General features: G+C 72.3%; 19 protein-coding genes and 1 pseudogene. 11 read left to right on the forward strand and 9 right to left on the reverse strand.

Annotated elements, in window-relative coordinates:
• A partial coding sequence (locus J7E97_RS19910; protein WP_215028998.1) for an adenosylcobinamide-GDP ribazoletransferase occupies nucleotides 1-600 on the reverse strand: 600 nt, incomplete at its 3' end.
• An 85-nt stretch (nucleotides 601-685) separates the two neighbouring features.
• Here J7E97_RS19910 and J7E97_RS19915 point away from each other — a divergent pair.
• Nucleotides 686-1,450 carry a hypothetical protein gene (locus tag J7E97_RS19915; RefSeq protein WP_215029001.1) on the forward strand — a complete coding sequence of 255 codons (765 nt, stop codon included), beginning with the start codon at nucleotides 686-688 and terminating at the stop codon, nucleotides 1,448-1,450.
• A 113-nt stretch (nucleotides 1,451-1,563) separates the two neighbouring features.
• On the opposite strand, the gene J7E97_RS19920 is transcribed toward J7E97_RS19915, so the two are convergent.
• Both J7E97_RS19920 and J7E97_RS19925 read right to left on the reverse strand, forming a co-directional pair.
• Nucleotides 1,564-1,842, reverse strand: coding sequence for a hypothetical protein (locus J7E97_RS19920; RefSeq protein WP_215029004.1), 279 nt, complete (start codon nucleotides 1,840-1,842; stop codon nucleotides 1,564-1,566).
• A 13-nt stretch (nucleotides 1,843-1,855) separates the two neighbouring features.
• Nucleotides 1,856-2,650: a PspA/IM30 family protein gene (locus J7E97_RS19925; protein WP_215029006.1), complete on the reverse strand. Its 795-nt coding sequence runs from the start codon at nucleotides 2,648-2,650 to the stop codon at nucleotides 1,856-1,858.
• 232 nt (nucleotides 2,651-2,882) lie between these two features.
• Here J7E97_RS19925 and J7E97_RS19930 point away from each other — a divergent pair, with 232 nt between their 5' ends.
• Together J7E97_RS19930 and J7E97_RS19935 are read left to right on the forward strand one after the other, a co-directional pair.
• A complete protein-coding gene (locus J7E97_RS19930) occupies nucleotides 2,883-3,491 on the forward strand; it encodes a DUF3043 domain-containing protein (RefSeq protein ID WP_215029009.1) in 609 nt (202 codons plus the stop codon).
• Nucleotides 3,492-3,538: 47 nt separating this feature from the next.
• Nucleotides 3,539-4,273 carry a bifunctional 2-polyprenyl-6-hydroxyphenol methylase/3-demethylubiquinol 3-O-methyltransferase UbiG gene (locus J7E97_RS19935; RefSeq protein ID WP_215029038.1) on the forward strand — a complete coding sequence of 245 codons (735 nt, stop codon included), beginning with the start codon at nucleotides 3,539-3,541 and terminating at the stop codon, nucleotides 4,271-4,273.
• Between the two features lie 101 nt (nucleotides 4,274-4,374).
• Here J7E97_RS19935 and J7E97_RS19940 read toward each other — a convergent pair whose 3' ends face one another.
• Entirely contained in the window at nucleotides 4,375-4,587 is a 213-nt protein-coding gene (locus tag J7E97_RS19940; RefSeq protein ID WP_215029012.1) for a hypothetical protein, read from the reverse strand.
• A 111-nt stretch (nucleotides 4,588-4,698) separates the two neighbouring features.
• On the opposite strand from J7E97_RS19940, the gene J7E97_RS19945 reads away from it, so the two are divergent.
• The 5 genes and pseudogenes from J7E97_RS19945 to J7E97_RS19965 all read left to right on the forward strand — a co-directional run bounded on the left by J7E97_RS19945 (nucleotide 4,699) and on the right by J7E97_RS19965 (nucleotide 11,162).
• Complete coding sequence (locus J7E97_RS19945) at nucleotides 4,699-5,904, forward strand: bifunctional adenosylcobinamide kinase/adenosylcobinamide-phosphate guanylyltransferase (protein ID WP_215029014.1); 1,206 nt, start codon at nucleotides 4,699-4,701, stop codon at nucleotides 5,902-5,904.
• Between the two features lie 104 nt (nucleotides 5,905-6,008).
• On the forward strand, nucleotides 6,009-7,088 hold the full coding sequence (cobT, locus tag J7E97_RS19950; RefSeq protein WP_374224193.1) for a nicotinate-nucleotide--dimethylbenzimidazole phosphoribosyltransferase: 1,080 nt from the start codon (nucleotides 6,009-6,011) through the stop codon (nucleotides 7,086-7,088).
• 262 nt (nucleotides 7,089-7,350) lie between these two features.
• Entirely contained in the window at nucleotides 7,351-9,087 is a 1,737-nt protein-coding gene (locus tag J7E97_RS19955) for a phosphatidylglycerol lysyltransferase domain-containing protein (protein ID WP_374224194.1), read from the forward strand.
• A complete protein-coding gene (locus tag J7E97_RS19960) occupies nucleotides 9,084-9,842 on the forward strand; it encodes a hypothetical protein (protein WP_251054842.1) in 759 nt (252 codons plus the stop codon). The genes J7E97_RS19955 and J7E97_RS19960 overlap by 4 nt, the downstream gene beginning before the upstream one ends.
• Nucleotides 9,843-9,871: 29 nt before the next feature.
• A pseudogene (locus tag J7E97_RS19965) lies at nucleotides 9,872-11,162 on the forward strand (sensor histidine kinase).
• Here the strand turns inward: J7E97_RS19965 and J7E97_RS19970 are convergent.
• The 5 genes from J7E97_RS19970 to J7E97_RS19990 all read right to left on the reverse strand — a co-directional run bounded on the left by J7E97_RS19970 (nucleotide 11,159) and on the right by J7E97_RS19990 (nucleotide 17,952).
• Nucleotides 11,159-11,989, reverse strand: a complete 831-nt coding sequence (locus J7E97_RS19970; protein WP_215029019.1) for an endo alpha-1,4 polygalactosaminidase — start codon at nucleotides 11,987-11,989, stop codon at nucleotides 11,159-11,161. The pseudogene J7E97_RS19965 and the gene J7E97_RS19970 sit on opposite strands and share 4 nt — an antisense overlap.
• Nucleotides 11,986-12,648, reverse strand: coding sequence for a spherulation-specific family 4 protein (locus J7E97_RS19975; protein WP_215029021.1), 663 nt, complete (start codon nucleotides 12,646-12,648; stop codon nucleotides 11,986-11,988). Before J7E97_RS19975 ends, J7E97_RS19970 begins: the two co-directional genes overlap by 4 nt.
• 43 nt (nucleotides 12,649-12,691) lie before the next feature.
• Nucleotides 12,692-14,221 carry a hypothetical protein gene (locus J7E97_RS19980; RefSeq protein WP_215029022.1) on the reverse strand — a complete coding sequence of 510 codons (1,530 nt, stop codon included), beginning with the start codon at nucleotides 14,219-14,221 and terminating at the stop codon, nucleotides 12,692-12,694.
• Nucleotides 14,218-15,735, reverse strand: coding sequence for a GT4 family glycosyltransferase PelF (gene pelF / locus J7E97_RS19985; RefSeq protein ID WP_215029025.1), 1,518 nt, complete (start codon nucleotides 15,733-15,735; stop codon nucleotides 14,218-14,220). The genes J7E97_RS19980 and pelF overlap by 4 nt, the downstream gene beginning before the upstream one ends.
• Before the next feature lie 210 nt (nucleotides 15,736-15,945).
• Nucleotides 15,946-17,952: a hypothetical protein gene (locus tag J7E97_RS19990; protein ID WP_251054843.1), complete on the reverse strand. Its 2,007-nt coding sequence runs from the start codon at nucleotides 17,950-17,952 to the stop codon at nucleotides 15,946-15,948.
• Nucleotides 17,953-18,315: 363 nt separating this feature from the next.
• On the opposite strand from J7E97_RS19990, the gene J7E97_RS19995 reads away from it, so the two are divergent.
• The 3 genes from J7E97_RS19995 to J7E97_RS20005 all read left to right on the forward strand — a co-directional run.
• Nucleotides 18,316-19,854 (forward strand): leucyl aminopeptidase, encoded by a 1,539-nt coding sequence (locus J7E97_RS19995; protein ID WP_215029032.1) that lies wholly within the window; start codon nucleotides 18,316-18,318, stop codon nucleotides 19,852-19,854.
• Between the two features lie 376 nt (nucleotides 19,855-20,230).
• Entirely contained in the window at nucleotides 20,231-21,619 is a 1,389-nt protein-coding gene (gene lpdA / locus J7E97_RS20000) for a dihydrolipoyl dehydrogenase (protein WP_215029035.1), read from the forward strand.
• A 53-nt stretch (nucleotides 21,620-21,672) separates the two neighbouring features.
• A partial coding sequence (locus tag J7E97_RS20005) for a biotin/lipoyl-containing protein (RefSeq protein WP_285428447.1) occupies nucleotides 21,673-21,999 on the forward strand: 327 nt, incomplete at its 3' end.

Consider the following 21,999-nt stretch of genomic DNA (forward strand, 5'->3'; position numbering starts at 1 on the left):
GCGCGGGACCACTCCGGCGACGGCCGCGCCCAGCCCCTCGGGCCGGGCCGGCGGGACCCCGTCGCGGGAGGCCAGGGTCATGGCGAGGCGGGCGGCGACGGCGGCGAGCACGGTGGCGAACCCGCCCCGGACCCAGCTGTCGGCGTACACGTCGGCCAGGGCGGCCACCTGGATCAGGAGGACGAGGGCCAGCGCCACCACCCCGAAGGGGCCGATGTCGGACTGCTTCATGATGCGCAGCGCGGCGTCGGCCGGCTTGGCGCTGCCCAGTGCGTCCGCGGTGTCGGCGAGGCCGTCCAGGTGCAGTGCGCGGGTCAGGGCCGCCGGTACGGCGACGGTGACGGCCGCGGCGAGCAGCGGTCCGCCGCCGGAGAGGAGCAGGAGCACGCCGGGCACGGCCGCGAGGAGCCCCACGACCAACCCGGCGAGCGGGGCGCAGGCCATGCCGGTGCGGGCGGCGGGCCGGTCCCAGCGGGTGATGCGGGCGGGCAGGACGGTGAGCGTGCCGAAGGCGAAGCGCACCCCGTCGAGCAGCGAGGCCCGGTCGGCGGGCGGCGCCGGCGGGGGCGTGGGGTGCGGGTCGTCGAACGAATCTGTCATCGCCGCGAACGCTACCCGCTCGCGGTGGGCGGTAAGTTACCCATTACGGTCCAAAGCGGGAGCCGGCGAACAGAGAGTCTGCGGTATGGGTCACTGGTGGTACCGAAACATCGTCGAGCCGGGGAAACTGCCGCTGCTCCTCGCGCTGCTGTCCTTCGTGTCGTCCTTCCTGATCACCCGTGTGATCACCCGGCTGATCCGGGCCGGGCGGGGCCCCTTCAAGAACGTCACCCCGGGTGGCATGCACATCCACCACGTCGTCCCGGGCGTGATCCTCGTGATCATCGGCGGCTTCGGGGCGATCGGCAGCAGCCGGCACAGCTTCGGGGCGGGGCTGTCGGCGGTGATCTTCGGCATGGGCGCGGGGCTGGTCCTGGACGAGTTCGCGCTGATCCTGCACCTGGACGACGTCTACTGGAGCGAGCAGGGCCGCAAGAGCGTGGAGATCGTGGTCCTGACGGCGGCGATCGTGGCGCTGGTGCTGGGCGGCTTCCTGCCGTTCGGGGTCAACGACCTCACCGCGGACGAGCGGCACAACCGCGGACTCGTCGCCATGAACACGGCGACCAACTTCTTCCTCGCCCTGATCGCCCTGTGGAAGGGGAAGGCGCGCACCGCGTTCTTCGGCACGGTCATCCCCTTCGTCGCGCTGATCGGCGCGGTCCGGCTGGCCCGGCCCGGTTCCCCGTACGCGAAGAAGTTCTACGCGAACCGCCCGAAGGCCCGGGCCAAGGCGGGGCTGCGCGCCTTCCACCACGACCGCCGGTGGGCTTCGCCGCGCCGCAGGTTCGAGAACTTCATCGGCGGGACCCCGGATCCGGAGCGGGCTCGCGACACAGAGGTCCGCTGACCCCGGCCCGCCCCCGGCCGGCGGGACACGGGAAGGGCCCGCCCCTGGTGGGGCGGGCCCTTCCGGAGTCCGGTCCGCCGTCGAGTCCGGTCCGCCGTCCCCGCGGCCGCGTCTCAGCCCGGGATCAGGCCGTCGTCCCTGAGCATCTCCCTGACCTCGTCCAGCGAGGCGTCGGGAGCGGGCAGGATCAGCTCGGACGGCTCCAGGGCCTCGTCGGGGAGCGGCTCACCGAGGCGGCGCACGGCGTCGAGCAGCTCGCCCAGCGTGCGCCGGAAGCCCTCCTCGTCGCCCGCTTCCATCTCCGCGAGCAGTTCGTCGTCCAGCGTGTTGAGCTCGGTGAAGTGGCTGTCCGCCAGCTCCACCTGACCTTCCCCCATGATGCGGACAATCATGACGGGCCCCGTCCTACTGCTTGTCGAACCGGTGCTGGGTCTGCGACGGCTGGCCGGTGCCCTGGGCCCCGCCCTCGATGGCCTGCTGCTGCGCGGACGGTCCCCCCGCCAGCTCGGCCTTCATCCGCTGGAGCTCCAGCTCCACGTCCGTCCCGCCGGAGAGGCGGTCCAGCTCGGCCTGGATGTCGTCCTTGGAGCCGAGACCGCTCCGGTCGTCGAGCGCGCCGGAGGCGAGCAGCTCGTCGATCGCGCCGGCGCGGGCCTGCAGCTGCGCCGTCTTGTCCTCGGCCCGCTGGATGGCGAGGCCGACGTCGCTCATCTCCTCGGAGATGCCGGAGAAGGACTCGGCGATCCGCGTCTGCGCCTGGGCCGCCGTGTACGTGGCCTTGATGGTCTCCTTCTTGGTGCGGAAGGCGTCCACCTTGGCCTGCAGCCGCTGCGCGGCGAGCGTCAGCTTCTCTTCTTCCCCCTGGAGGGTCTGGTGCTGCACCTCCAGGTCGCTGACCTGCTGCTGTAGCGAGGCGCGACGGGACAGCGCCTCGCGGGCCAGGTCCTCGCGGCCCAGGGCGAGCGCCTTGCGGCCCTGGTCCTCCAGCTTGCCGGACTGGCTCTGGAGCTGGTTCAGCTGCAGCTCCAGGCGCTTGCGGGAGGTCGCCACGTCGGCAACGCCGCGGCGCACCTTCTGAAGCAGTTCGAGCTGCTTCTGGTACGAGTAGTCGAGGGTCTCGCGCGGGTCCTCGGCCCGGTCAAGGGCCTTGTTCGCCTTCGCGCGGAAGATCATCCCCATACGCTTCATGACACCGCTCATGGGCTTCGCGCGCCCCCTTCTAGACGGACTGTGCTCCAGGTCACCAACAGGACCCACAGTACGGGCCCTGCATCCATTACCGCACTGTTCGAGTGCGGATGCGCTCCTCCTCCAGGACGACTGGTCAGCCGCCGTGTCAGGCGTAAGGAGTAGGTGCATCCCTCAGGGAGACGCCTGCCGTTGCCGGATCGTTCCCGACGGGGGTGGGGCCCGTGCCCACAACCACGTACCCTTGGGTTTTGTGTTTGGTAGCCGCTCCTCCAAGGAAGAGAAGGCCGCCGCCACCGACAAGGTGAGCGCCGACCTCTCGCAGCCCCGTAACCCGCAGGCCCCGAAGGGCCGCCCTACGCCGAAGCGTGCTGTGGCCCAGTCGCAGCGCAAGGCCGTGGTGGCCTCGACCGGCAACCGCAAGGAGGATGCCAAGCGAGCCCGTGAGCGCCGCCGGGTCGAAATGACCAAGCAGCGCGAAGCCCTCGCCAGTGGTGACGAGCGTTATCTGCCCAACCGCGACAAGGGTCCCGTACGCCGCTTCGTGCGCGACTTCGTGGACTCCCGCTTCTCCGTCGCCGAGATGTTCCTGCCGCTGGCCGTGATCATCCTGGTGCTGAGCATGGTCCGGGTGCCGTCCATCCAGAACATCGCGCTGCTGCTGTGGCTCGGTGTGATCGCGCTGATCATCGTCGACTCCGTCGGCATGTTCATCCGCCTGCGCAAGGCCCTGAACCAGCGCTTCCCCGACGAGCCCAAGCGCGGCGCCGTCGCGTACGGCCTGATGCGCACGCTCCAGATGCGCCGTCTTCGCCTGCCCAAGCCGCAGGTCAAGCGCGGGGAACGGCCCTGAGCGGATTTTCGGACGGAGCCCGGCTCTGGCTCGAGGGCCTCGGCGGGCTGCGTAACGCCGTCCGCCAGGAGCTCGTCGGCCGCCAGGTCGACGAGCAGATAGCGCACCGCTTCCCCGTGGGGCAGCGGCTGCGCGTCCTCGACGTCGGCATGGGCCAGGGCACCCAGGCGCTGCGCCTGGCCCGCGCCGGGCACAAGGTGACCGGGCTGGAGCAGGACCCCGCCATGCTGGCCGTCGCCCGCGAGGCGCTGGAGGCCGAGCCCCCCGGCATCCGCGACCGCGTCCGCCTGATGGAGGGTGACGGCCGGGAGACCGGGGCGCACTTCCTGCCCGGCAGCTTCGACGTCGTGCTCTGCCACGGCGTGCTCATGTACGTGCCCGAACCGGACGCCATGCTCGCCGGGCTCGCCCGCATGCTGGCCCCGGGCGGACTGCTGTCCCTGCTCGTGCGCAACGGCGACGCGCTCGCCATGCGGCCCGGCCTGGCCGGCGACTGGGCGGCCGCGCTGAGCGCCTTCGACACCATCGACTACACGAACCGGCTGGGCCTGGACGTGCGCGCGGACCGGATGTCCGCGCTGACCGCCACCCTGTTCGGGATCGGCGCCCCGTTGCAGGCCTGGTACGGCGTACGCGTCTTCACGGACGGCACCGAGGCCGGGGAGCAGCTCCCCGCCGACGGGGAACTCGAGCGGCTGCTCGCCGCTGAGGACCGGGCCGGCCGGACCGACCCGTACCGCGGGGTCGCCGCGTTGCTGCACCTGTGCGGCGTACGGGGCTGAAGCCCGCCCGCCGAAGGCCCTCCGGGGCGCGAGCGCCCTCCCGAACGCACCGGAGCCCGGGTCCGCAGCACGCGGACCCGGGCCCGTTCGTACGCGCGGGCTCAGAGCTCGGCGGCCTCGCGCAGGCTCATCGTGTACAGCTCGGTGCCGCCGTCGTCGGACAGCTTCACGCGCTCGGTGCCGCCTTCCAGCAGGTCCTTCCAGTACTCGCCGACCCACGATTCGGCGTCCCCCTGCGTGGTGAACTCCTCCGGAACCACCGACGGGCTCGTCTCACTGCCGTCCGCCGCCTCGAACCGCCACGTCCACGCCATGTCCGCCTCCGTTGCTCGTCCGCTGTTCGCTGATCGCACGCTTCTCGCCTTGAGTGTGCCCAGAGAGTAACCGGGCGCGCACCACTCTCGGCGACGCGGGAGGATCATCCTGTGGAACTCACTCTGCTCGGCACCGGCACACCCGAAGGACTGCCCCGCCCCGGCTGTCCCTGCGCCGCCTGCGCCGTCTCCGTCGGGCCCCGGGCGCGGGCCGCGACGTCCGTGCTCGTGGACGGGGCGCTGCTGCTCGACCTCACGCCCGGAGCCGTGCTCGCGGGGGCGCGGGCGGGACATTCGCTGGCCGGCGTACGGCAGGTCCTGCTGACCCACCCGCACGACGGTCCGGCCGTGGAGCTGCCGCCGGGACTGCCCGCGGCCGGGCGGGTGCCGGACGGGCGGGAGCTCGCGGTGATCTCCGGGCACCGGGTGCGGGCCGCGGCGATCGACGCCCCGGGCACCGGGTACGAGGTGACGGGCCCGGACGGCGCGCGGCTGCTGTACCTGCCGCCCGGCGGGGCGCCGGGCGGCATCGACGGGACGACCGCGCGGCGCCCGTACGACGTGGTCCTCGCGGACGTGCTCGGCCGGCCGGAGGCGGTCGCCCGGCTGCGGGCGACCGGTGCGGTGGGCCCGGCGACGGACGTGATCGCGGTCCACGTGGACCACGACACCCCGCCCGGCCCGGAACTGGAGCGCCGGTGCGCGGCCGCGGGCGCCCGTGTGGTGCCGGACGGGACGACGGTGGCGGTCGGCGAGTACCGCGCCCTGCCGCAGGTGCCGCGCCGGACGCTGGTCCTGGGCGGGGCCCGGTCGGGGAAGTCCCACGAGGCGGAGCGCCGGCTGGCGGCCTTCCCCGAGGTCGTCTACCTCGCCACGGGCGGTACGCGCGAGGGCGACGCGGAGTGGGCGGCCCGGGTCGGGCTGCACCGGGAGCGGCGCCCGTCGTCCTGGCGGACGCTGGAGACCTGCGAGCTGGCTCCGCAACTGGCGCAGGAGGGGCCGCCGCTGCTGATCGACTGCCTGGCGCTGTGGCTGACGGACGCCATGGACCGGGCGGGCGCCTGGGACGACGCGGTCTGGGCCGGCGGCGGGCGCGAGGAACTGGCCGGGCGGGTCGCCGAGCTGGTGGCGGCGGTCCGCTCGACCCGCCGCACCGTGGTGCTGGTCAGCAACGAGGTCGGCTCCGGGGTGGTCCCCGCGACGGCTTCGGGACGGCGGTTCCGCGACGAGCTGGGGCGGCTGAACGCGGGCGTCTCGGGCGAGTGCGAGCAGGTGCTCCTGGTGGTGGCGGGCCAGGTGCTGGTCCTCAAGCAGTAGCTCCCGCGGACCGGCGCCCGGCGCTCCCCCGGCCGCCGCCGGCGGGTCCCCCTGCGGGGCCTGGCACGCAAGGCCCCCGCTGTACTCTCTGGCAGATGACCACGCTGAATCTCGACGACTTCTCCGATCTGATCGAGCGCCCCGACGGGGGCGTGCGGCGTGATGCCGAGGAACGCCGTGAGCGACTGGCGGTGCCCGTCGGCGCGCTGGGCCGGCTCGACGAGCTCGCCGAATGGCTCGCCGCCGCGCAGGGGCGGGTTCCGGTCAAGCCGATCGAGCGGCCGCGCGTCGTGCTGTTCGCCGCGGACCACGGGATCGCCGCCGAGGGCGTGTCCGTACGGGCCGCCGGCTCCGCCCACGAGCTGGTGCGGGCCGTACTCGACGGGGTGAGCCCCGTGTCCGTCCTGGCCCAGAGGTTCGGCGCCTCCGTACGCGTCGTCGACGCGGGTCTGGACTGCCATCTCGACCTGCTGCCGCAGGAGATCACCAAGCACCGCGTCCGGCGCGGCAGCGGGCGGATCGACGTGGAGGACGCGCTGACGGCCGAGGAGGCCGAGGCCGCGCTGCGGCTCGGCATCCAGATCGCCGACGAGGAAGCCGACTCCGGCACCGACCTGATCGTGCTCGGGGACCTGAGCGTCGGCGGGACCACCGTCGCGGCGACGCTCGTCGCCGCGCTGTGCGGCACCGACGCCTCGGTGGTGACCGGCCGCGGCGGCGTACCCATCGACGACCTGACCTGGATGCGCAAGTGCGCGGCGATCCGCGACGCGCTGCGACGCGCCCGGCCCGTCCTCGGGGATCAAGTCGCGCTGCTGGCGGCCGTCGGCGGCGCGGACGTCGCCGCGATGACCGGTTTCCTGCTCCAGTGCGCGGTGCGCCGCACCCCGGTCATCCTCGACGGGGTCGTCTCGGCGGCCTGCGGGCTGGTGGCCCAGCGGGCCGCTTTCCGCGCCCCGGACTGGTGGCTGGCCGGGCAGGCCAGCGGCGAGCCGGGCCAGGCCAAGGCACTGGACCGGATGGCGCTCAACCCGGTGCTCGACCACGGCGTCACTGTGGGAGAAGGAACCGGGGCGTTGCTGGCTCTTCCCCTCGTCCAGGCGGCCGCCGCACTCGCGGCGGAGCTCCCGCCGGGGGTTCCCCCGGGCGGAGTCCGGGGGAGGGTGGCCGAGCCGAAGGAGTGAGCACCGGGGCCGCGGTCCTGACCAGGCCGCGGTCCTCCGGACCGCCGAGCACGGACCGCAGCGCCCCATATCATCGCTTTTTATGGGAGAGGTCCGTTTGACCAGCACATCGACCGAGCGGAAGACCGACCGAGGAACCGGTGGGGATCCGAACGGCAAAGGCACATCAGGGGGCGGCCGGGAAACCGGCCAAGAGGGCGGCAAGGGAAGCGGCGGCGAAGGCGGCAGGGGGAGCGCCCGGTCGCGCCGCAGCGCCGCGTTCGTGGTGTGGTACCTGCGCGCCGTCACCTTCGTCAATTTCCTCAGCGCGGTGTGGTTCTCGCTCGGGCAGGACCTGCGCCGGCACAGCACCGCCGATTTCTACACCCCGTACCTGCTCACGGCGGGCTTCGCCTCCGCGGCGTTCTCGCTCCTCCTCACCGTGACCATGGGCCGCCGCAAACGGGCCGCGTGGATCCTCAACCTGGTCCTGAGCGGCCTGCTGCTGCTGGCGTTCCTCATGGCCGCCGTCGCGTCCTTCACCCCGTGCTCGGGCAGCGGGTACGAGTTCTGCTACCCGGAGTTCCGCGGCCACGCCCAGAACTGGGTGGCGTTCTCGCTGACCGCGCTCTTCGTCGGCGCCCTGCTGCTGGGCCGCCGGGAGTTCTACGCCAAGGGCGACCGCTCCAACCCGCTGCTGGCCAGCCTCGTCGCTTCCGTCGGCCTGCTGGTGACCTCGCTGGTCGCCGCCCTGCTGGTCGGCGCGACGAACACCGACGCGGACGCCGCCGACGCCACGTTCCTCTCCCGCTGGCGGTACGGCGTGATGCGGCTGGTCACCCTGGCCCCGGACGACCGGGCCTACAACTCGATCACCACCCCCGGCTGGGTGGACGTGGCCATCAACGTCATGTCGACGCTGCTGCTGCTCGCCGTGCTGTTCGCGGCCTTCCGCTCGCGCCGCGCCGTGGACCCGATCGGCGAGGACGACGAGGAGAGGCTGCGCCTGCTGCTCGCCAAGCACGGCGACCGCGACTCCCTCGGCTACTTCGCGCTGCGCCGCGAGAAGTCCGTGATCTGGTCCCCCACCGGCAAGGCCGCCGTCACCTACCGCGTCGTCGGCGGGGTCTCGCTGGCCTCCGGCGATCCGATCGGCGACCCCGAGGCCTGGCCCGGCGCCATCGACCCGTGGCTGGCCGAGGCGCGCGAGCACGGCTGGGTGCCGGCGGTGATGGGCGCCAGCGAGGAAGCCGGGCAGATCTACGCCCGCCACGGACTGGACGCGCTGGAGCTCGGCGACGAGGCGATCGTCGAGACCGACGAGTTCACCCTGGACGGCCGCGCCATGCGCACCGTCCGGCAGGCGTACAACCGCGTCAAGCGCGCCGGGTACACGGTCCGCATCCGCCGGCACGCCGACATCCCGTCCGACGAGATGGACGTGCTCCTGCTGCGCGCCGACGACTGGCGCGACGGCGCGACCGAGCGCGGCTTCTCCATGGCGCTGGGCCGGCTGGGCGATCCCGGCGACGGTCAGTGCGTGATGCTGGAGTGCTTCGACGGCGACGGCGCGCTGCGCGCCGTGCTGTCCTTCGTCCCGTGGGGGCCCAAGGGCCTGTCGCTGGACCTGATGCGCCGTGACCGCGATTCCGAGAACGGCCTGATGGAGTTCATGGTCATCGAACTCCTGGAGCGCGCGAAGGAGATCGGCATCACACAGGTCTCGCTGAACTTCGCGATGTTCAGGTCCGTCTTCGAGCGTGGGTCGAAGCTCGGCGCCGGTCCGGTGCTGCGGATGTGGCGCTCGCTGCTGAGCTTCTTCTCGCGCTGGTGGCAGATCGAGTCCCTCTACCGGGCCAACGCCAAATACCGGCCGATCTGGGAACCGCGGTTCATGCTCTTCGAGAAGAGTTCGGACCTGCTGCGGATCGGCATCGCGGCGGGCCGGGCCGAGGGCTTCCTGGAAGCACCCGGGCTGCCGAAGTGGATGCACCGCAGACATCTGGAGAGCAAGCGTTGACGACTGCCTCACTGCGGCGGTTCGCCCGCCGCGAGTGGGGGCCCCTGTACTGGACGGTCCGGGACTCGCTCGTCCGCGACACGTGGCGGGCGATCCCGATGACCATCGGCGCGGTCTGCCTGACCGCGGTCTTCCAGGTCGTCCAGAACACCTCATGGGGCTTCCAGCCGGTCCAGAACCTCGGGTCGGTCAAGGCCGTCGACCCGCTCTGGCTGGCCCTGCTGCGCACCCCCCTGTCGCTGTTCGTGCCCGCGCTGGACCTGCCGGTGTGGGGGGCCCTCGCGCAGATCCTGCTCGTCTTCGGGATCTCGGAGATCTGCATCGGCTGGTGGCGCACGCTGGTCATCGGCTACGTGGCCACCCTGGCCGGGACCACGTACGCGCGGATCGGGCTCTCGCTCGGCGGGGAGCACCCCTTCGGCCTGCCGGTGTCCGACCGGATCGTCAACGACACCGGGCCCTCGGCGGCGGTGGTCGGCCTCGCCGTCTACGTCTGCTGGCGCTACCGGGCGTACCTGACCGGCTCCGTGGTCATCCTGGTGATGATCGGCGAGCTGCTGTTCAAGGACAACCTGGCGGGCAAGGAGCACCTGGCGGCCATCGCCTCGGTGATGGCGATCTGCCTCGTCCGCGCGAAGTGGGGCCCGGAGCGCTCCCGTGCTCCCCTGGGCGTGCGGCCGCCACCCTCGCCACCCGCGTCGTCCTCGTCCTCACCGCCCCCTTCACCACCGGCGCCCGGGCCTCCCCGGGGCTGAGGCCCCGCGCGGGGTCGTACGGTATCGGGGTGACGACACACCTCGGCCCGTTCGCCCGCACGCGGGAGTGGATGCGGGACCATCCGCTGGCCACCGACGCCGTCCTGGCGCTCGGGGCGCTCGTCGCCATGGTCGTCGGGTCCTTCGCCGACCCGCACGGCGCGCACGGTCCGACCTTCGGGACCCGCACCCCCGAACCGTTCTCGCTCGTCCTGATGGTGATCGGCGCGGCCGCCCTGGTGCTGAGGCGCCGGCGACCGCGCGTCGTGCTGGCCGTGACCATCGGGCTCTCACTGCTGGAGCTGACCACCGGCGAGCCGCGGGCGCCCGTCGCCATGTGCACGGTGATCGCCCTGTACACGCTGGCCTCCCGCACCGACCGGCCCACCACCTGGCGGGTCGGCCTCCTCACCATGGCCGGGCTGACGGGCGTGGCCATGCTGGCCGGTCCGCTGCCCTGGTACGCGCAGGAGAACATCGGGATCTTCGCCTGGACCGGCATGGCCGCGGCCGCCGGGGACGCGGTGCGCAGCCGGCGGGCGTTCATCGACGCCATCCAGGAGCGGGCCGAGCGCGCTGAGCGGACCCGTGAGGAGGAGGCCCGGCGGCGGGTGGCCGAGGAGCGGCTGCGCATCGCCCGGGACCTGCACGACGTGGTGGCCCATCACATCGCCCTGGTCAACGTGCAGGCGGGGGTGGCCGCGCACGTCATGGACAAGCGCCCGGACCAGGCGAAGGAGGCCCTGGCCCACGTCCGCGACGCCAGCCGCTCCGCGCTGAACGAGCTGCGGGCCACGGTGGGCCTGCTGCGCCAGTCCGGCGATCCCGAGGCGCCGACCGAGCCCGCGCCGGGTCTGGCGGTGCTGGACGACCTCGTGGGCACCTTCCGCAACGCCGGGCTCCCGGTGAAGGTCATGCTGGAGCTGGGCCAGGGCCGCGACCCGCTGCCCGCCGCCGTGGACCTGGCCGCGTACCGGGTGATCCAGGAGGCGCTGACCAACGTGCGCAAGCACGCGGGCGCGGGTGCGAACGCCGAGGTCAGCGTGGTCCGGGTGGGCGGCTCGGTCGAGGTGACGGTGCTGGACCACGGCGGCGTCCCGGCGGGCGGCACGCCGGATCCGGGGGGCGGCCACGGGCTGCTCGGCATGCGCGAACGGGCCGTCGCCCTGAACGGCTCCTGCTTCGCCGGGCCCCGTTTCGGCGGAGGCTACCGGGTCCACGCGATCCTGCCGGCGGGATAGCCGTACGGCACGACCTGCCCGGCCTGCCCGGTGTGCCCTGTGTGCCCGGGCTGCCCGGGCTGCCCGGCCACAGCGCTAGCGGCAGACCTGGCGCCAGACGCCCAGTTCGTACTTCTTCTGCAGCGAGCTGAGCTTCGCCTCCCGCGCGCGCGGGCACCACTGCCCGATCGGCTTCTCGTACTCCACGTGGAAGACGGCCTTGCCCGCCTTCACGAAGGGGGCGACCCGGTCGCATTCGTCGTACTGCATGCACTGCTCGTTGACCGCGAAGTCGAACTCCCCCACCAGCTCCGGGATCTGGTCCAGGTCGTTCTTCAACCCCACCGACAGGCCCCGGTCGTGCGCCAGTTTCGCGATCAGCCGGTTGTACTTCAGCTGGTCGTCGGCGGTGAGCGGGAAGCCGGACTTGTTCCGGTAGGCGTCCATGTTGTCGGGCTCCACCGCGTCGAAGCCCTTGTCCCGGCACATGTCGATCCGCGCGGCCATCAGCGGCTCCAGCTCCGCGAGCCGCCGGATGTCGAGCCAGCGCTCGCCCTCCCAGCCGTTGCCCTCCCCCCGCGTCGACGGCGGGAAGGCGTCGGCGTCCGGCCGGAAGTCCTCCCAGGCGCCGGTGGAGAGGTAGCAGATGGTCCGCCGGCCGGCCTGCTTCAGCTCGGCGACCTGCTCCTTGGTGGTGGTGAACCCGTCGACGTCGTAGACGGCCGCCTTCACCGACGTGTCGAGCTTCCCCGTCAGCTGCCACTGCCAGCTGACGCCGGGGGCGGGCCGCCAGAGCTCCCCCGGCGCCGGGGCGGGCGAGAGGTCGTCCGGCTGCCCGTCGTCCTCGTCCGGGGCCGAGGTGCAGGCCGCGAGCAGCAGCAGCGGCAGGAGGAGCAGCGCGAGGCAGCTGGGCGTACGGCGCTTCATCCGGCGGCCTCCAGGGCGTACGGCAGGGTCCCCCACGGGTGCGCGCCGGTCCCCGGAACCGCGCAGTGCACCCCCGCTCCGCGCTGGGTGGCCAGCCGCTCGGCGAGTTCCGCCGCCTGGGCACCCGGCGGGACGGCGTACACGAGGTGGCAGAACAGCTGGGCGGGGTGGTCGGCGGTCCACGGCGGTACGGGGGCCGCGTCCCGGTACGCGTCCCACGGCCCCTCGAAGGTGACGAGCAGGTCGGCGAGTTCCGCGTAGCCGGGGTGCGGGTGCACTCCGTGGTTGAGGACGACGGTACGGGCCCCGGCGGCCCGGGAGGCGACGGCGAGCCGACGGTAGTGCGGCAGGAACTCCGGATCGGCGGCCGCCTGGTCGAGGAAGACCCCGTCGGTGCCGTACCAGTCGCGGTGGCGCAGCAGGTCCTGGACGACGGCGGAGTGCGGGCGGCGCCCGTAGTCGGTGTCGGTGTACCCCAGGACGGGCACCCCGGCCTCGCGCAGCCGCGCCGCGACGACGGCGAACCGTTCGTCGGGCGCCCGGCCGGGCCCGCTGTCCGGGTTGAGCACGACCGAGTGCAGCCGGCCCGCGGAGCGGATGAGCAGCTCCCAGTCCTCGGGCCGGTCGGCGGGGTGCTCGTAGAGGGGCACCAGCAGCATGTGGTCCTTCTTCTCGTCCGTACGTACGCGCGTGCGCGCAGGGTCAGCGGTGGGCCGTGGCGCGGCCGAGGAGCAGGCAGACGAGCACGGCCAGCGCGAGGGCCGCGGCCCCGGCGACGGCCAGTTGCACGGCGCGCGGCTGCCCGGCGCCCAGCAGCAGGGCCAGGCTCTGCGCGACGGCGGCCGAGGCGCAGACCACCGCGGCGGGCCGCACCGCTCCGAAGGACTGCAGGAGCAGGCCGGTCCACATCACGGCGCCGAGCAGGAGCAGGGTGGCGACGCGGACCGCGGTGAGGCCGGGGGCGCCGGGCCAGAGCAGGGTTCCCGTGAGGCCGAGGGACAGCAGCACCGCGAGGTAGGCGGCGAGGCAGCGGGCCAGGGTGGCCAACATCCGGAGCCTGAACTGCCGTGGTGAGCGGGCCGCGCGCAGTCCGGCGAGGCTGCCGCTGCGGAACCGGTGGAGCAGCCATTCGGCGGGGCCCATGCTGAGGGTGAGGGCCACCGCCGAGGGAGCGGCGACGGCCTCGGCGGGGCCGCCGGCGAGCACCTCCCCCAGCGCCGCGTAGAGCACGAGGAGGCCGGTGCCCAGGCCGAAGACCCCGTAGGGGACGGAGTCCCCGAGCCGGGGGCCGCGCGGCGCGTACTCCTCCTCGGCGCCGCGCAGCATCTGCCAGCGGACCGGGCCCCGCTCGCCCGGCCGGTGCTCGCTCCAGCCCTTGATCCGGAGCACGAGGGCCCGTACCCCGTCGGCCACGGGCAGTTCGCGGACGGCGAGCGCGCAGGCGGCCAGGAGGGAGAGCGCCAGCAGCAGGACCCGTACCGGCACGGGAAGTTCCACCAGGAAGGTGAGCACCGCCCCGGCGGCCATCGGCGCGAGCGCGGCGAGCAGCAGCCGCTCGCGCCCGAGGACGAGCAGGACGGTGGCGGCCCCGACGTACAGGGCCTGGCCCGCGGCGAAGGCGGACGCGAACGGCGGCCCGCCGGGGACCGACAGCGCGGCCGCGGTCCCCAGCAGGGCCCCGGCGGGGGCACCGAGCAGCAGGGTCCGCCCGGCGGCGGCCCGGTCGCCGAGGCCCAGCCAGGAGTAGGCGCGGTGGGACAGGGTCTGGTCCCAGACCCAGCCGATGAGCGCCCCGGCGAGCAGGGTCAGCGTCCCGGCGGGCAGCCCCAGCCGGTCTTTCGGGCCTTCCAGGAGGGGGGCGCCGAGCAGATAGGCGAGGCCGGGCAGGGCGAAGATCACCCCGCGCAGGAGGCAGGCGGTGAGCGAGACCTTCCACGGGTCGGGGACGCGGTCGGGCTCCGGGAAGGAGCGCGGCACCCGGGCGTAGAGCTCTTCGGCGAGGCCGAAGGAGTCGTCGCGGCCGTAGGTGAGCCGGATGTGCTCGTCGGTCATGCCGTCGGATTCGAGGATGGCTGCTATCTCGTCGGGATGGACGGCGGCGGCGATGAACGCGCCCAGGCGCTCGGCGAGTTCGTCCATCGGGTCGGCGGCCGGTGCGGCGTCCCGCCGGGGCCTCGGGATGGCGGGAAGGGTGTCCCCGCCCGGGACCTTCAGCCAGAGGGATCCGCTCACCACAGGCTCCCGTCGGCGGCGAGTTCCTTGTACCAGGGGTCGGCGAGGCGCCGGGTCCACTCGTCGCCCACGTGAACGGGCAGCACGGGCTGGCCCGTGAGTTCGCGGTAGATGTGCCGGAAGCCGTCGACGGACTGGTGGAGGGTGAACTTCTCCAGCACCCGCTTGCGGGACATCCGGCCCAGCTCGGCGCGCCGTTCGTCGTCGCGGAGCAGGGCGAGGGTGGCGCGGGCCATGGTCTCGGGCTCGCGCGGCGGGACGACCAGACCGGTGTCGCCGACGGCCTCGCGGACCCCGCCGACGTCGGTGGAGACGGTGGTGCGGCCGCAGGACATGGCTTCGATGATGGAGAAGGGGAAGCCCTCGCTGATGGAGGAGAGCATCACGATGGAGCCGGCCGCGTAGGCGCGGGCGACGTCGGTGATGCGGCCCTCGTACGAGATCCCGTCGCCGACCCCGAGTTCGGCGGCGAGCTTCTGGAGCGTGAGCTTGTACTCCTCGCAGCCCTCCGGGACCGGGCCGAAGAGGCGCAGCCGCAGGGCGGGCAGTTCCTCGCGCATGAACGCGTAGGCCCGGACGAGGGTTTCGAGGTCCTTGATCGGGTCGATGCGGCCGCACCAGCTGAGGGTGGGCACGTCCGGTTCGGGACCGGCCTCGGGGAAGGCGTGGGTGTCGACGCCGTTGTAGACGGTGCGGATCCGCTCGGAGTCGGCGCCCCCGCGCTCCTCCCAGCGGCGGTTGTACTGGTTGCACGGGGTGATCAGGTCGGCCTGCCGGTAGCCCTCGGTGTTGAGCTCGCGGTAGAAGCCGAGCATGAGGGCCTTGACGGGCCAGCGCTGTTCGGCTCCGCTGCGGTAGCCGAGGTAGCGCTCGCGCAGGTAGATGCCGTGCTCGGTGAGGAGGAAGGGCACCTCGTCGAGGTACTTCGCGGCGAGCGCCGGGAGGGTGGCCAGCCCGCTGCTGACGGAGTGGGCGACGCTGTCGGGCGGGATCCGCACGGACAGCGGGCGCAGCGCGTGTTCCAGCAGGTCGGTGGCGGTGAGCGCGTCGTGGATGGTGGGCTCGGCGCCGGCGGTCGCCAGGCCCGGGCGGGTCCAGACGGTCATCAGCAGGCGCAGGACCGATTCGGAGCGCAGGGCCGGGGCGAGCTTTCCGGCGCGGGCCAGCAGGGTCAGTTCGCGCAGGGCTTCGGAGAATCCGCCGCGGGCCGGGTCGAGCAGGGAGAGCAGGAAGGTCTCGTAGGTCTCGGTGAAGCGGCGCCGGGCCTTGCCCCGCAGGCTGGAGCGCAGTGCACGGGCCGGTGCGGGCCCCCAGAGCGGTACGACGGTGTGGCGGTAGACGTTGCGCGGCAGTTCCCAGGTGACCGGCTCGCGTCCCGAGCCGGTCAGGGCTATGACGTTGAAGTCGACCTCCGGCATGCCGCGTACCAACTGGTCGCACCAGGTGCTGACGCCCCCGTGGACGTGCGGGTAGGTGCCTTCGGTGAGCATGGTGACATGGCGCCCATGGCTCATGTGGTGTGTCCCCCCAAGGACGGAAAAGGGGCCGGCGCCCCTGAATCGCGGAACGCCGGCGCTAGGTGGTGCTCGTGGCTGGCTTGGTCGGCCCCGGGCGGTTCAGGGGCGGTGGAGCGTCCGGGGCACGTACGCCGTCGGGGCGCGTGGTCCGTCAGGGCGCGTGGTCCTCTGAGCACGTACGCCGTCAGGGCGCGTGCACGTCCGCCGTCAGGGCATGTGCAGCGTGACGGCGCTCTGGAGCAGCTCGGGGGCGGTCCAGGTGGAGCGGGAGCCAGCATAGGCGGTGCCGAAGTCGGCGGTGCCCAGCAGCAGTTGCTTCTTGGTGCCGGTGGGAGCGGTGACCGGGGCGATGACTCCGGAGGGCGCCTTGACGGTGACGTCCTTGCCGATGCGGTAGGCGCTGACCTGGTTGGCGGCGATCGCCGCGTTCCAGGCCGCGCGGCGCTGGAGCTCGACGCCGGTGTCCTTCATGCTCTGGTTCACGATCGGCGCGCTGGGCGCGTAGAGCGTGCGGTAGGAGTCGAGGACCTCGTTGAGCACCGGGTAGAGGGTGCGGTCCTCGGCGAGGTTGCTCTGGTGGACGTAGTGCGGGCGCGGGTCGTTGGTGAGGACGTGCCGCATGGCGGTCCTGGCCTCGGCCGGGACGATGTGGTTCAGGTAGCCGGTGTTGGCGTCGAGCGGGGCCGGCAGGCAGGTGGAGGTGGCGGGGTTGTCCTCGCAGATGCCGCTGCCGCCGTCGGCCCGGCTGGTGTAGATCCAGTTGTACTCGTCGGCCATCTCGGAGTTGGTGCCCGTGTTGTAGTACACGTTCATCGGGTGCCGGGGGACGGTCAGTGCGGCGCCGACCGGCCGCTGCGCGGGCTCGCGGGAGTTGTCGCTGCCCGCCCACCGCACGCCGTTGTCGGCGAGCGCGCCGGCCAGGTTGGGGTTGTCCTGGCCCTGCTGCGGGAGGGTCTTGAGGCCGGAGTGCTCACCGGTGACCAGCTCGGAGCGGTCGGTGGTGATGCCCTTGGAGGCGGCCCAGTTGTTGTTGTCCCGGATCTGCGCCGAGATCTCGGCGCGGCTCATCCAGTTGACGGCGCCCGTGGCGTTCTTCGTGCAGGTCCAGGGGCTGGTGGTGGTGTCCTGGACGCAGCCGAGGAAAGGGTGGGTGTAGGTGTGGTTCATCCACCGGTACTTCGCCTTGTCGGCGATCAGCTGGGCGGTCAGGGCGTCGGTGTTGCCGTGCTCCGCCTTCCACTCCTCCCCCGCGCCCGCGTTGAAGAGCAGGTCGAGCTTGAAGTTCTTGGACGTCTGCCACTGCGCCAGGTACTGGGCGTCGGCGGCCGTCATGCGGATGCTGGACTCCTGGCCCTCGCCGCCCGCGCAGGCGTAGTCGCCGGGCGTGCAGTTGAGCTCCTTGCTCCAGCGGGCGTCCGGGGCGAAGACGTCGTCGACGTGGACCGCGAAGTAGTTGCGCTCCTGGCCGAGGTGGACGCCCTGGGTGACCCATTCGACGATGCCGCGCGCCAGCAGCCGGAACTGCTGCTGGTACTGGTTGTAGCCGAAGGTGACGACCAGTTCGCTGCGCCCGTCGTGGGTGTACTCGCCGACGAGCGAGGCCCGCCCGGAGCCGACCGGGGCGTCGAGGTAGCTGGTGTAGCCGGTCCTCGGCTTGGCCATGAACCCGTAGCTCTCGGGGATCAGCGGCGAGTTGTCCTCGAAGGCGACCTGCCCCCCGAGGTAGCCGAAGGGACCCGTCTTGCCGGCGGCGGTGACGGCCGCCTGGGTGCCGTCGAGGGCGCCGCTGAAGCCCCCGTTGTCGGTGTACTCCAGACCCACGCCCGGGTGCGCCCAGGTGTAGGCGTCGACCTGCCGGATCCCGTACGCCGTCTCGTACGCGGTGAGCGCGGCCATCTCGGCCGAGCCCGCGCCGAACGGGTTCTCGTTGGGCAGCACCACGCCCTGGAACTTGGCGCGCGGCCGCCCGTCGACCGTGTCGGCGAGGAAGGCCGCGTTGACCACCGGGCGGCTTCCGCTGCCCAGGTCCACGCGGGTGTACGGGACTCCGGTGTCCCGGAGTTCCGCCGTGATCGCCTCGACCGAGCTGCCGCCGTCGTCGACGACGAGGACCCTCAGGTCGACGCGCGGAGTCACCGCCGCCCCAGCGGCCGCTCCCGGTAGCGCGACGGATGCTATGGCAGCCGCGAAGCAGACGGCGGCGAGCCTGTTCATCCGGTTCTTCTTGACCATTTTCGGCCTTTCCCCCCGCAGGCGTCCTCGACTTCGGCCCGTGGCGTGAGGCCGGGCCGGGGAGGCTCTGTGGAATATGACGGACGTCCCCTTGTCCCTTCGCGGGACTGGCCCGAGTCTCTCGGACCTCGTCAGGCCTAAGGGGCAAACCTGGAACAGAGGCCACAGATGGGTGAATCTAACGGTCTCTTGATCGAACAACTTGCCAAACCTTCGAGTGGCGTGCGGACGAGTGCGTACGCGTAGGCTCATTTCCGGCGGACATCGGGCCCGAATACGATCGCTACGGATGGCCGTCCACCCACTCGGCCCACACCTCCAAAACGGAAGCGAGACTTCACCACCGTGACTGCTCTGACTCTCAGCACTGCCGGACCGGCGACGCTGCGCGCCGACGCCCTCGTCGTCGGCGTAGCCAAGGGCCCCAAGGGTCCCGTCGTGGCCCCGGGCGCCGAGGCCGTGGACAAGGCGTACGACGGTAAGCTCGCCGCCGTGCTCGACGCCCTCGGGGCCTCGGGCGCCGAAGGCGAGATCACCAAGCTGCCGGCCCCGGACGGCCTCAAGGTCCCGGTCGTGCTGGCCGTCGGGCTGGGCCCCGTACCCGAGGCGGACGAGTCGTACGACGAGGAAGTGCTGCGCCGCTGCGCCGGTGCCGCCGCCCGCGCGCTGCACGGCAGCAAGAAGGCCGGCTTCGCCCTCCCCCTCGACGACGCCTCCGCCGTCACGGCCGTGGCCGAGGGCGCGCTGCTGGGCGCGTACGCCTTCACCGCCTACCAGGGCGGCGAGAAGAAGTCCGCCAACGGCGACAAGAACAACGGCCCGAAGCAGCCGCTCGCCGAGGTGGCCCTGCTCGGCGCGAAGCCGCGCGACAAGGAGCACAAGGCCGCCGCCGAGCGCGCCACGGTCGTCGCGACCGAGGTCAACATCGCCCGCGACCTGGTGAACACCCCGCCGAACGACCTGACCCCCGAGGCCTTCGCCGCGGTCGCCTCCGCGACCGCCAAGGAGAACGGCATCAAGGTGCAGGTCCTGGACGAGAAGGCGCTCGTCAAGGGCGGCTACGGCGGCATCATGGGCGTCGGCAAGGGCTCCGAGAACCCGCCGCGCCTGGTGAAGCTCTCCTACACCCACGCCAAGGCGGAGAAGACCCTCGCCTTCGTCGGCAAGGGCATCACCTACGACTCCGGCGGCATCTCCCTGAAGCCGGCCGGCCACAACGAGACGATGAAGTGCGACATGGCCGGCGCCGCCGCCGTCTTCGCCTCCGTGGTCGCCGCGGCCAAGCTCGGCCTCCAGGTCAACGTCACCGGCTGGCTCGCGCTCGCCGAGAACATGCCGTCCGGATCCGCCACCAAGCCCGGCGACGTGCTGCGCATGTACAGCGGCAAGACCGTCGAGGTCCTCAACACGGACGCCGAGGGCCGCCTGGTCCTCGGCGACGCGCTGACCAAGGCCTCCGAGGAAAACCCGGACGCGATCGTCGACGTCGCGACCCTGACCGGCGCCATGGTGCTGGCCCTGGGCGACCGCACCTTCGGCGTCATGGCCAACGACGACGCCTTCCGCACGTCGATCCACGAGATCGCCGAGGAGGTCGGCGAGGCCTCCTGGCCGATGCCGCTCCCCGCCGACCTGCGCAAGTCGATGGACTCCCCGACCGCCGACATCGCCAACATGGGCGTACGGATGGGCGGCGGCCTGGTGGCCGGCCTCTTCCTCCAGGAGTTCGTCGGCGAGGGCATCACCTGGGCCCACCTCGACATCGCGGGCCCCGCCTTCCACGAGGGCGCCCCGTACGGCTACACCCCCAAGGGCGGCACCGGCTCGGCCGTGCGCACCCTGGTGCGCCTCGCCGAGCGCACGGCCACGGGCGACCTGGGCTGACGCTCGAGTCCCGCGGGAGCCGGGCGACCCGGTCCTGAGGCGCTCGGGCGCCCCGGCCCGAGGCGGTCACCACGGGCAACCCGGGCAAATCCGGATAACAGCGGGCCCCGGACCCGATCAGATTTCCTGATCGGGTCCGGGGCCTGTTCACTCTCGACGAAATCCGTATGTTTCTACGCTCTGGTAACCCCCGGTTCGGGCAGAACGACCTGTCCCAGGGCAGGCCCGGCGTCCCGCGTTCCGCCGACAAATGCGAAGATGGGTTCTCGGCAGGACAGGGCCCCCACCACAGGGCCGAAGAAACAAGCGGCCGTATACCAGCCGCCGCCCGGTCACAGAGGACCGGTGCTCGGCGCACATGCATGGAGGACGTGACGTGGCGAACGACGCCAGCACCGTTTTCGACCTAGTGATCCTCGGCGGCGGCAGTGGCGGTTACGCCGCGGCGCTGCGCGCATCCCAGCTGGGTCTCGACGTTGCCCTGATCGAGAAGAACAAGCTCGGCGGCACCTGCCTGCACAACGGCTGCATCCCCACGAAGGCTCTGCTGCACGCGGGCGAGATCGCGGACCAGGCCCGCGAAGCCGGCCAGTTCGGTGTCAAGGCCTCGTTCGAGGGCATCGACATCGCGGGTGTCCACAAGTACAAGGACGACGTCATCGCGGGCCTGTACAAGGGTCTGCAGGGCCTGGTCGCCTCCCGCAAGGTGACCTACATCGAGGGTGAGGGCCGCCTCTCCTCGCCGACTTCCGTCGACGTGAACGGCCGGCGCGTCCAGGGCCGCCACGTCCTGCTGGCGACCGGCTCCGTGCCGAAGTCGCTGCCCGGTCTGCACATCGACGGCAACCGCATCCTCTCCTCGGACCACGCCCTGGTCCTGGACCGCGTGCCCGAGTCCGCGATCATCCTGGGCGGCGGCGTCATCGGCGTCGAGTTCGCCTCGGCGTGGAAGTCCTTCGGTTCCGAGGTCACCGTCATCGAGGGCCTCAAGCACCTCGTGCCGGTCGAGGACGAGAACAGCTCGAAGCTCCTGGAGCGCGCGTTCCGCAAGCGCGGCATCAAGTTCAACCTCGGCACCTTCTTCGACAAGGCCGAGTACACCGAGAACGGCGTACGGGTCACCCTCGCCGACGGCAAGACCTTCGAGGCCGAGGTGCTGCTGGTCGCCATCGGCCGCGGTCCGGTCTCGCAGGGTCTGGGCTACGAGGAGCAGGGCGTCGCGATGGACCGCGGCTACGTCCTGGTCGACGAGTACATGCAGACCAACGTGGAGACGATCTCGGCGGTCGGCGACCTCGTCCCGACCCTCCAGCTCGCGCACGTCGGCTTCGCCGAGGGCATCCTGGTAGCGGAGCGTCTGGCCGGTCTCAAGACCGTCCCGATCGACTACGACGGTGTCCCGCGCGTCACGTACTGCCACCCCGAAGTCGCTTCCGTGGGCATTACCGAGGCCAAGGCCAAGGAGCTCTACGGTGCGGACAAGGTCATCGCCGCGAAGTTCAACCTCGCGGGCAACGGCAAGAGCAAGATCCTGAAGACCGCCGGCGAGATCAAGCTCGTCCAGGTCAAGGATGGCGCCGTGGTCGGCATCCACATGGTGGGCGACCGCATGGGCGAGCAGGTCGGCGAAGCCCAGCTGATCTACAACTGGGAAGCCCTGCCGGCCGAGGTCGCGCAGCTCATCCACGCGCACCCGACGCAGAACGAGGCCCTCGGTGAGGCGCACCTCGCGCTGGCCGGCAAGCCGCTGCACAACCACGACTAATCGTCACGGGCGCGACGACCACTTCCGCACATTCGTTAGGAGCAACTGAAACCATGTCGGTTTCCGTAACCCTTCCGGCGCTCGGAGAGAGCGTTACTGAGGGCACTGTCACCCGCTGGCTGAAGGCCGAGGGCGAGCGCGTCGAGGCCGACGAGCCGCTGCTCGAGGTCTCGACCGACAAGGTCGACACCGAGATCCCGTCCCCCGTGGCCGGCATCCTGGCTTCCATCAAGGTCGCCGAGGACGAGACCGTCGAGGTCGGCGCCGAGCTGGCCGTCATCGACGACGGTTCGGGCGCGCCGGTCGCGGCCGCCGCCCCGGCTGCCGCCCCCGCCACCGCCGAGACCGTCGCCGAGGCTCCGGCCGCGCCGGCCCCGGTC

The organism is Streptomyces sp. ISL-66, from assembly GCF_018614135.1.
GTDB lineage: Bacteria > Actinomycetota > Actinomycetes > Streptomycetales > Streptomycetaceae > Streptomyces.

What these genes read in the sequence shown, in the direction of transcription:
- J7E97_RS19915 (WP_215029001.1), top strand. Translation starts at nt 686, where the DNA reads ATGGGTCACTGGTGGTACCGAAACATCGTCGAGCCGGGGAAACTGCCG.
- J7E97_RS19920 (WP_215029004.1), bottom strand. Translation starts at nt 1,842, where the DNA reads ATGATTGTCCGCATCATGGGGGAAGGTCAGGTGGAGCTGGCGGACAGC.
- J7E97_RS19925 (WP_215029006.1), bottom strand. Translation starts at nt 2,650, where the DNA reads ATGAGCGGTGTCATGAAGCGTATGGGGATGATCTTCCGCGCGAAGGCG.
- J7E97_RS19940 (WP_215029012.1), bottom strand. Translation starts at nt 4,587, where the DNA reads ATGGCGTGGACGTGGCGGTTCGAGGCGGCGGACGGCAGTGAGACGAGC.
- J7E97_RS19970 (WP_215029019.1), bottom strand. Translation starts at nt 11,989, where the DNA reads ATGAAGCGCCGTACGCCCAGCTGCCTCGCGCTGCTCCTCCTGCCGCTG.
- J7E97_RS19975 (WP_215029021.1), bottom strand. Translation starts at nt 12,648, where the DNA reads ATGCTGCTGGTGCCCCTCTACGAGCACCCCGCCGACCGGCCCGAGGAC.
- pelF (WP_215029025.1), bottom strand. Translation starts at nt 15,735, where the DNA reads ATGAGCCATGGGCGCCATGTCACCATGCTCACCGAAGGCACCTACCCG.
- J7E97_RS19990 (WP_251054843.1), bottom strand. Translation starts at nt 17,952, where the DNA reads ATGAACAGGCTCGCCGCCGTCTGCTTCGCGGCTGCCATAGCATCCGTC.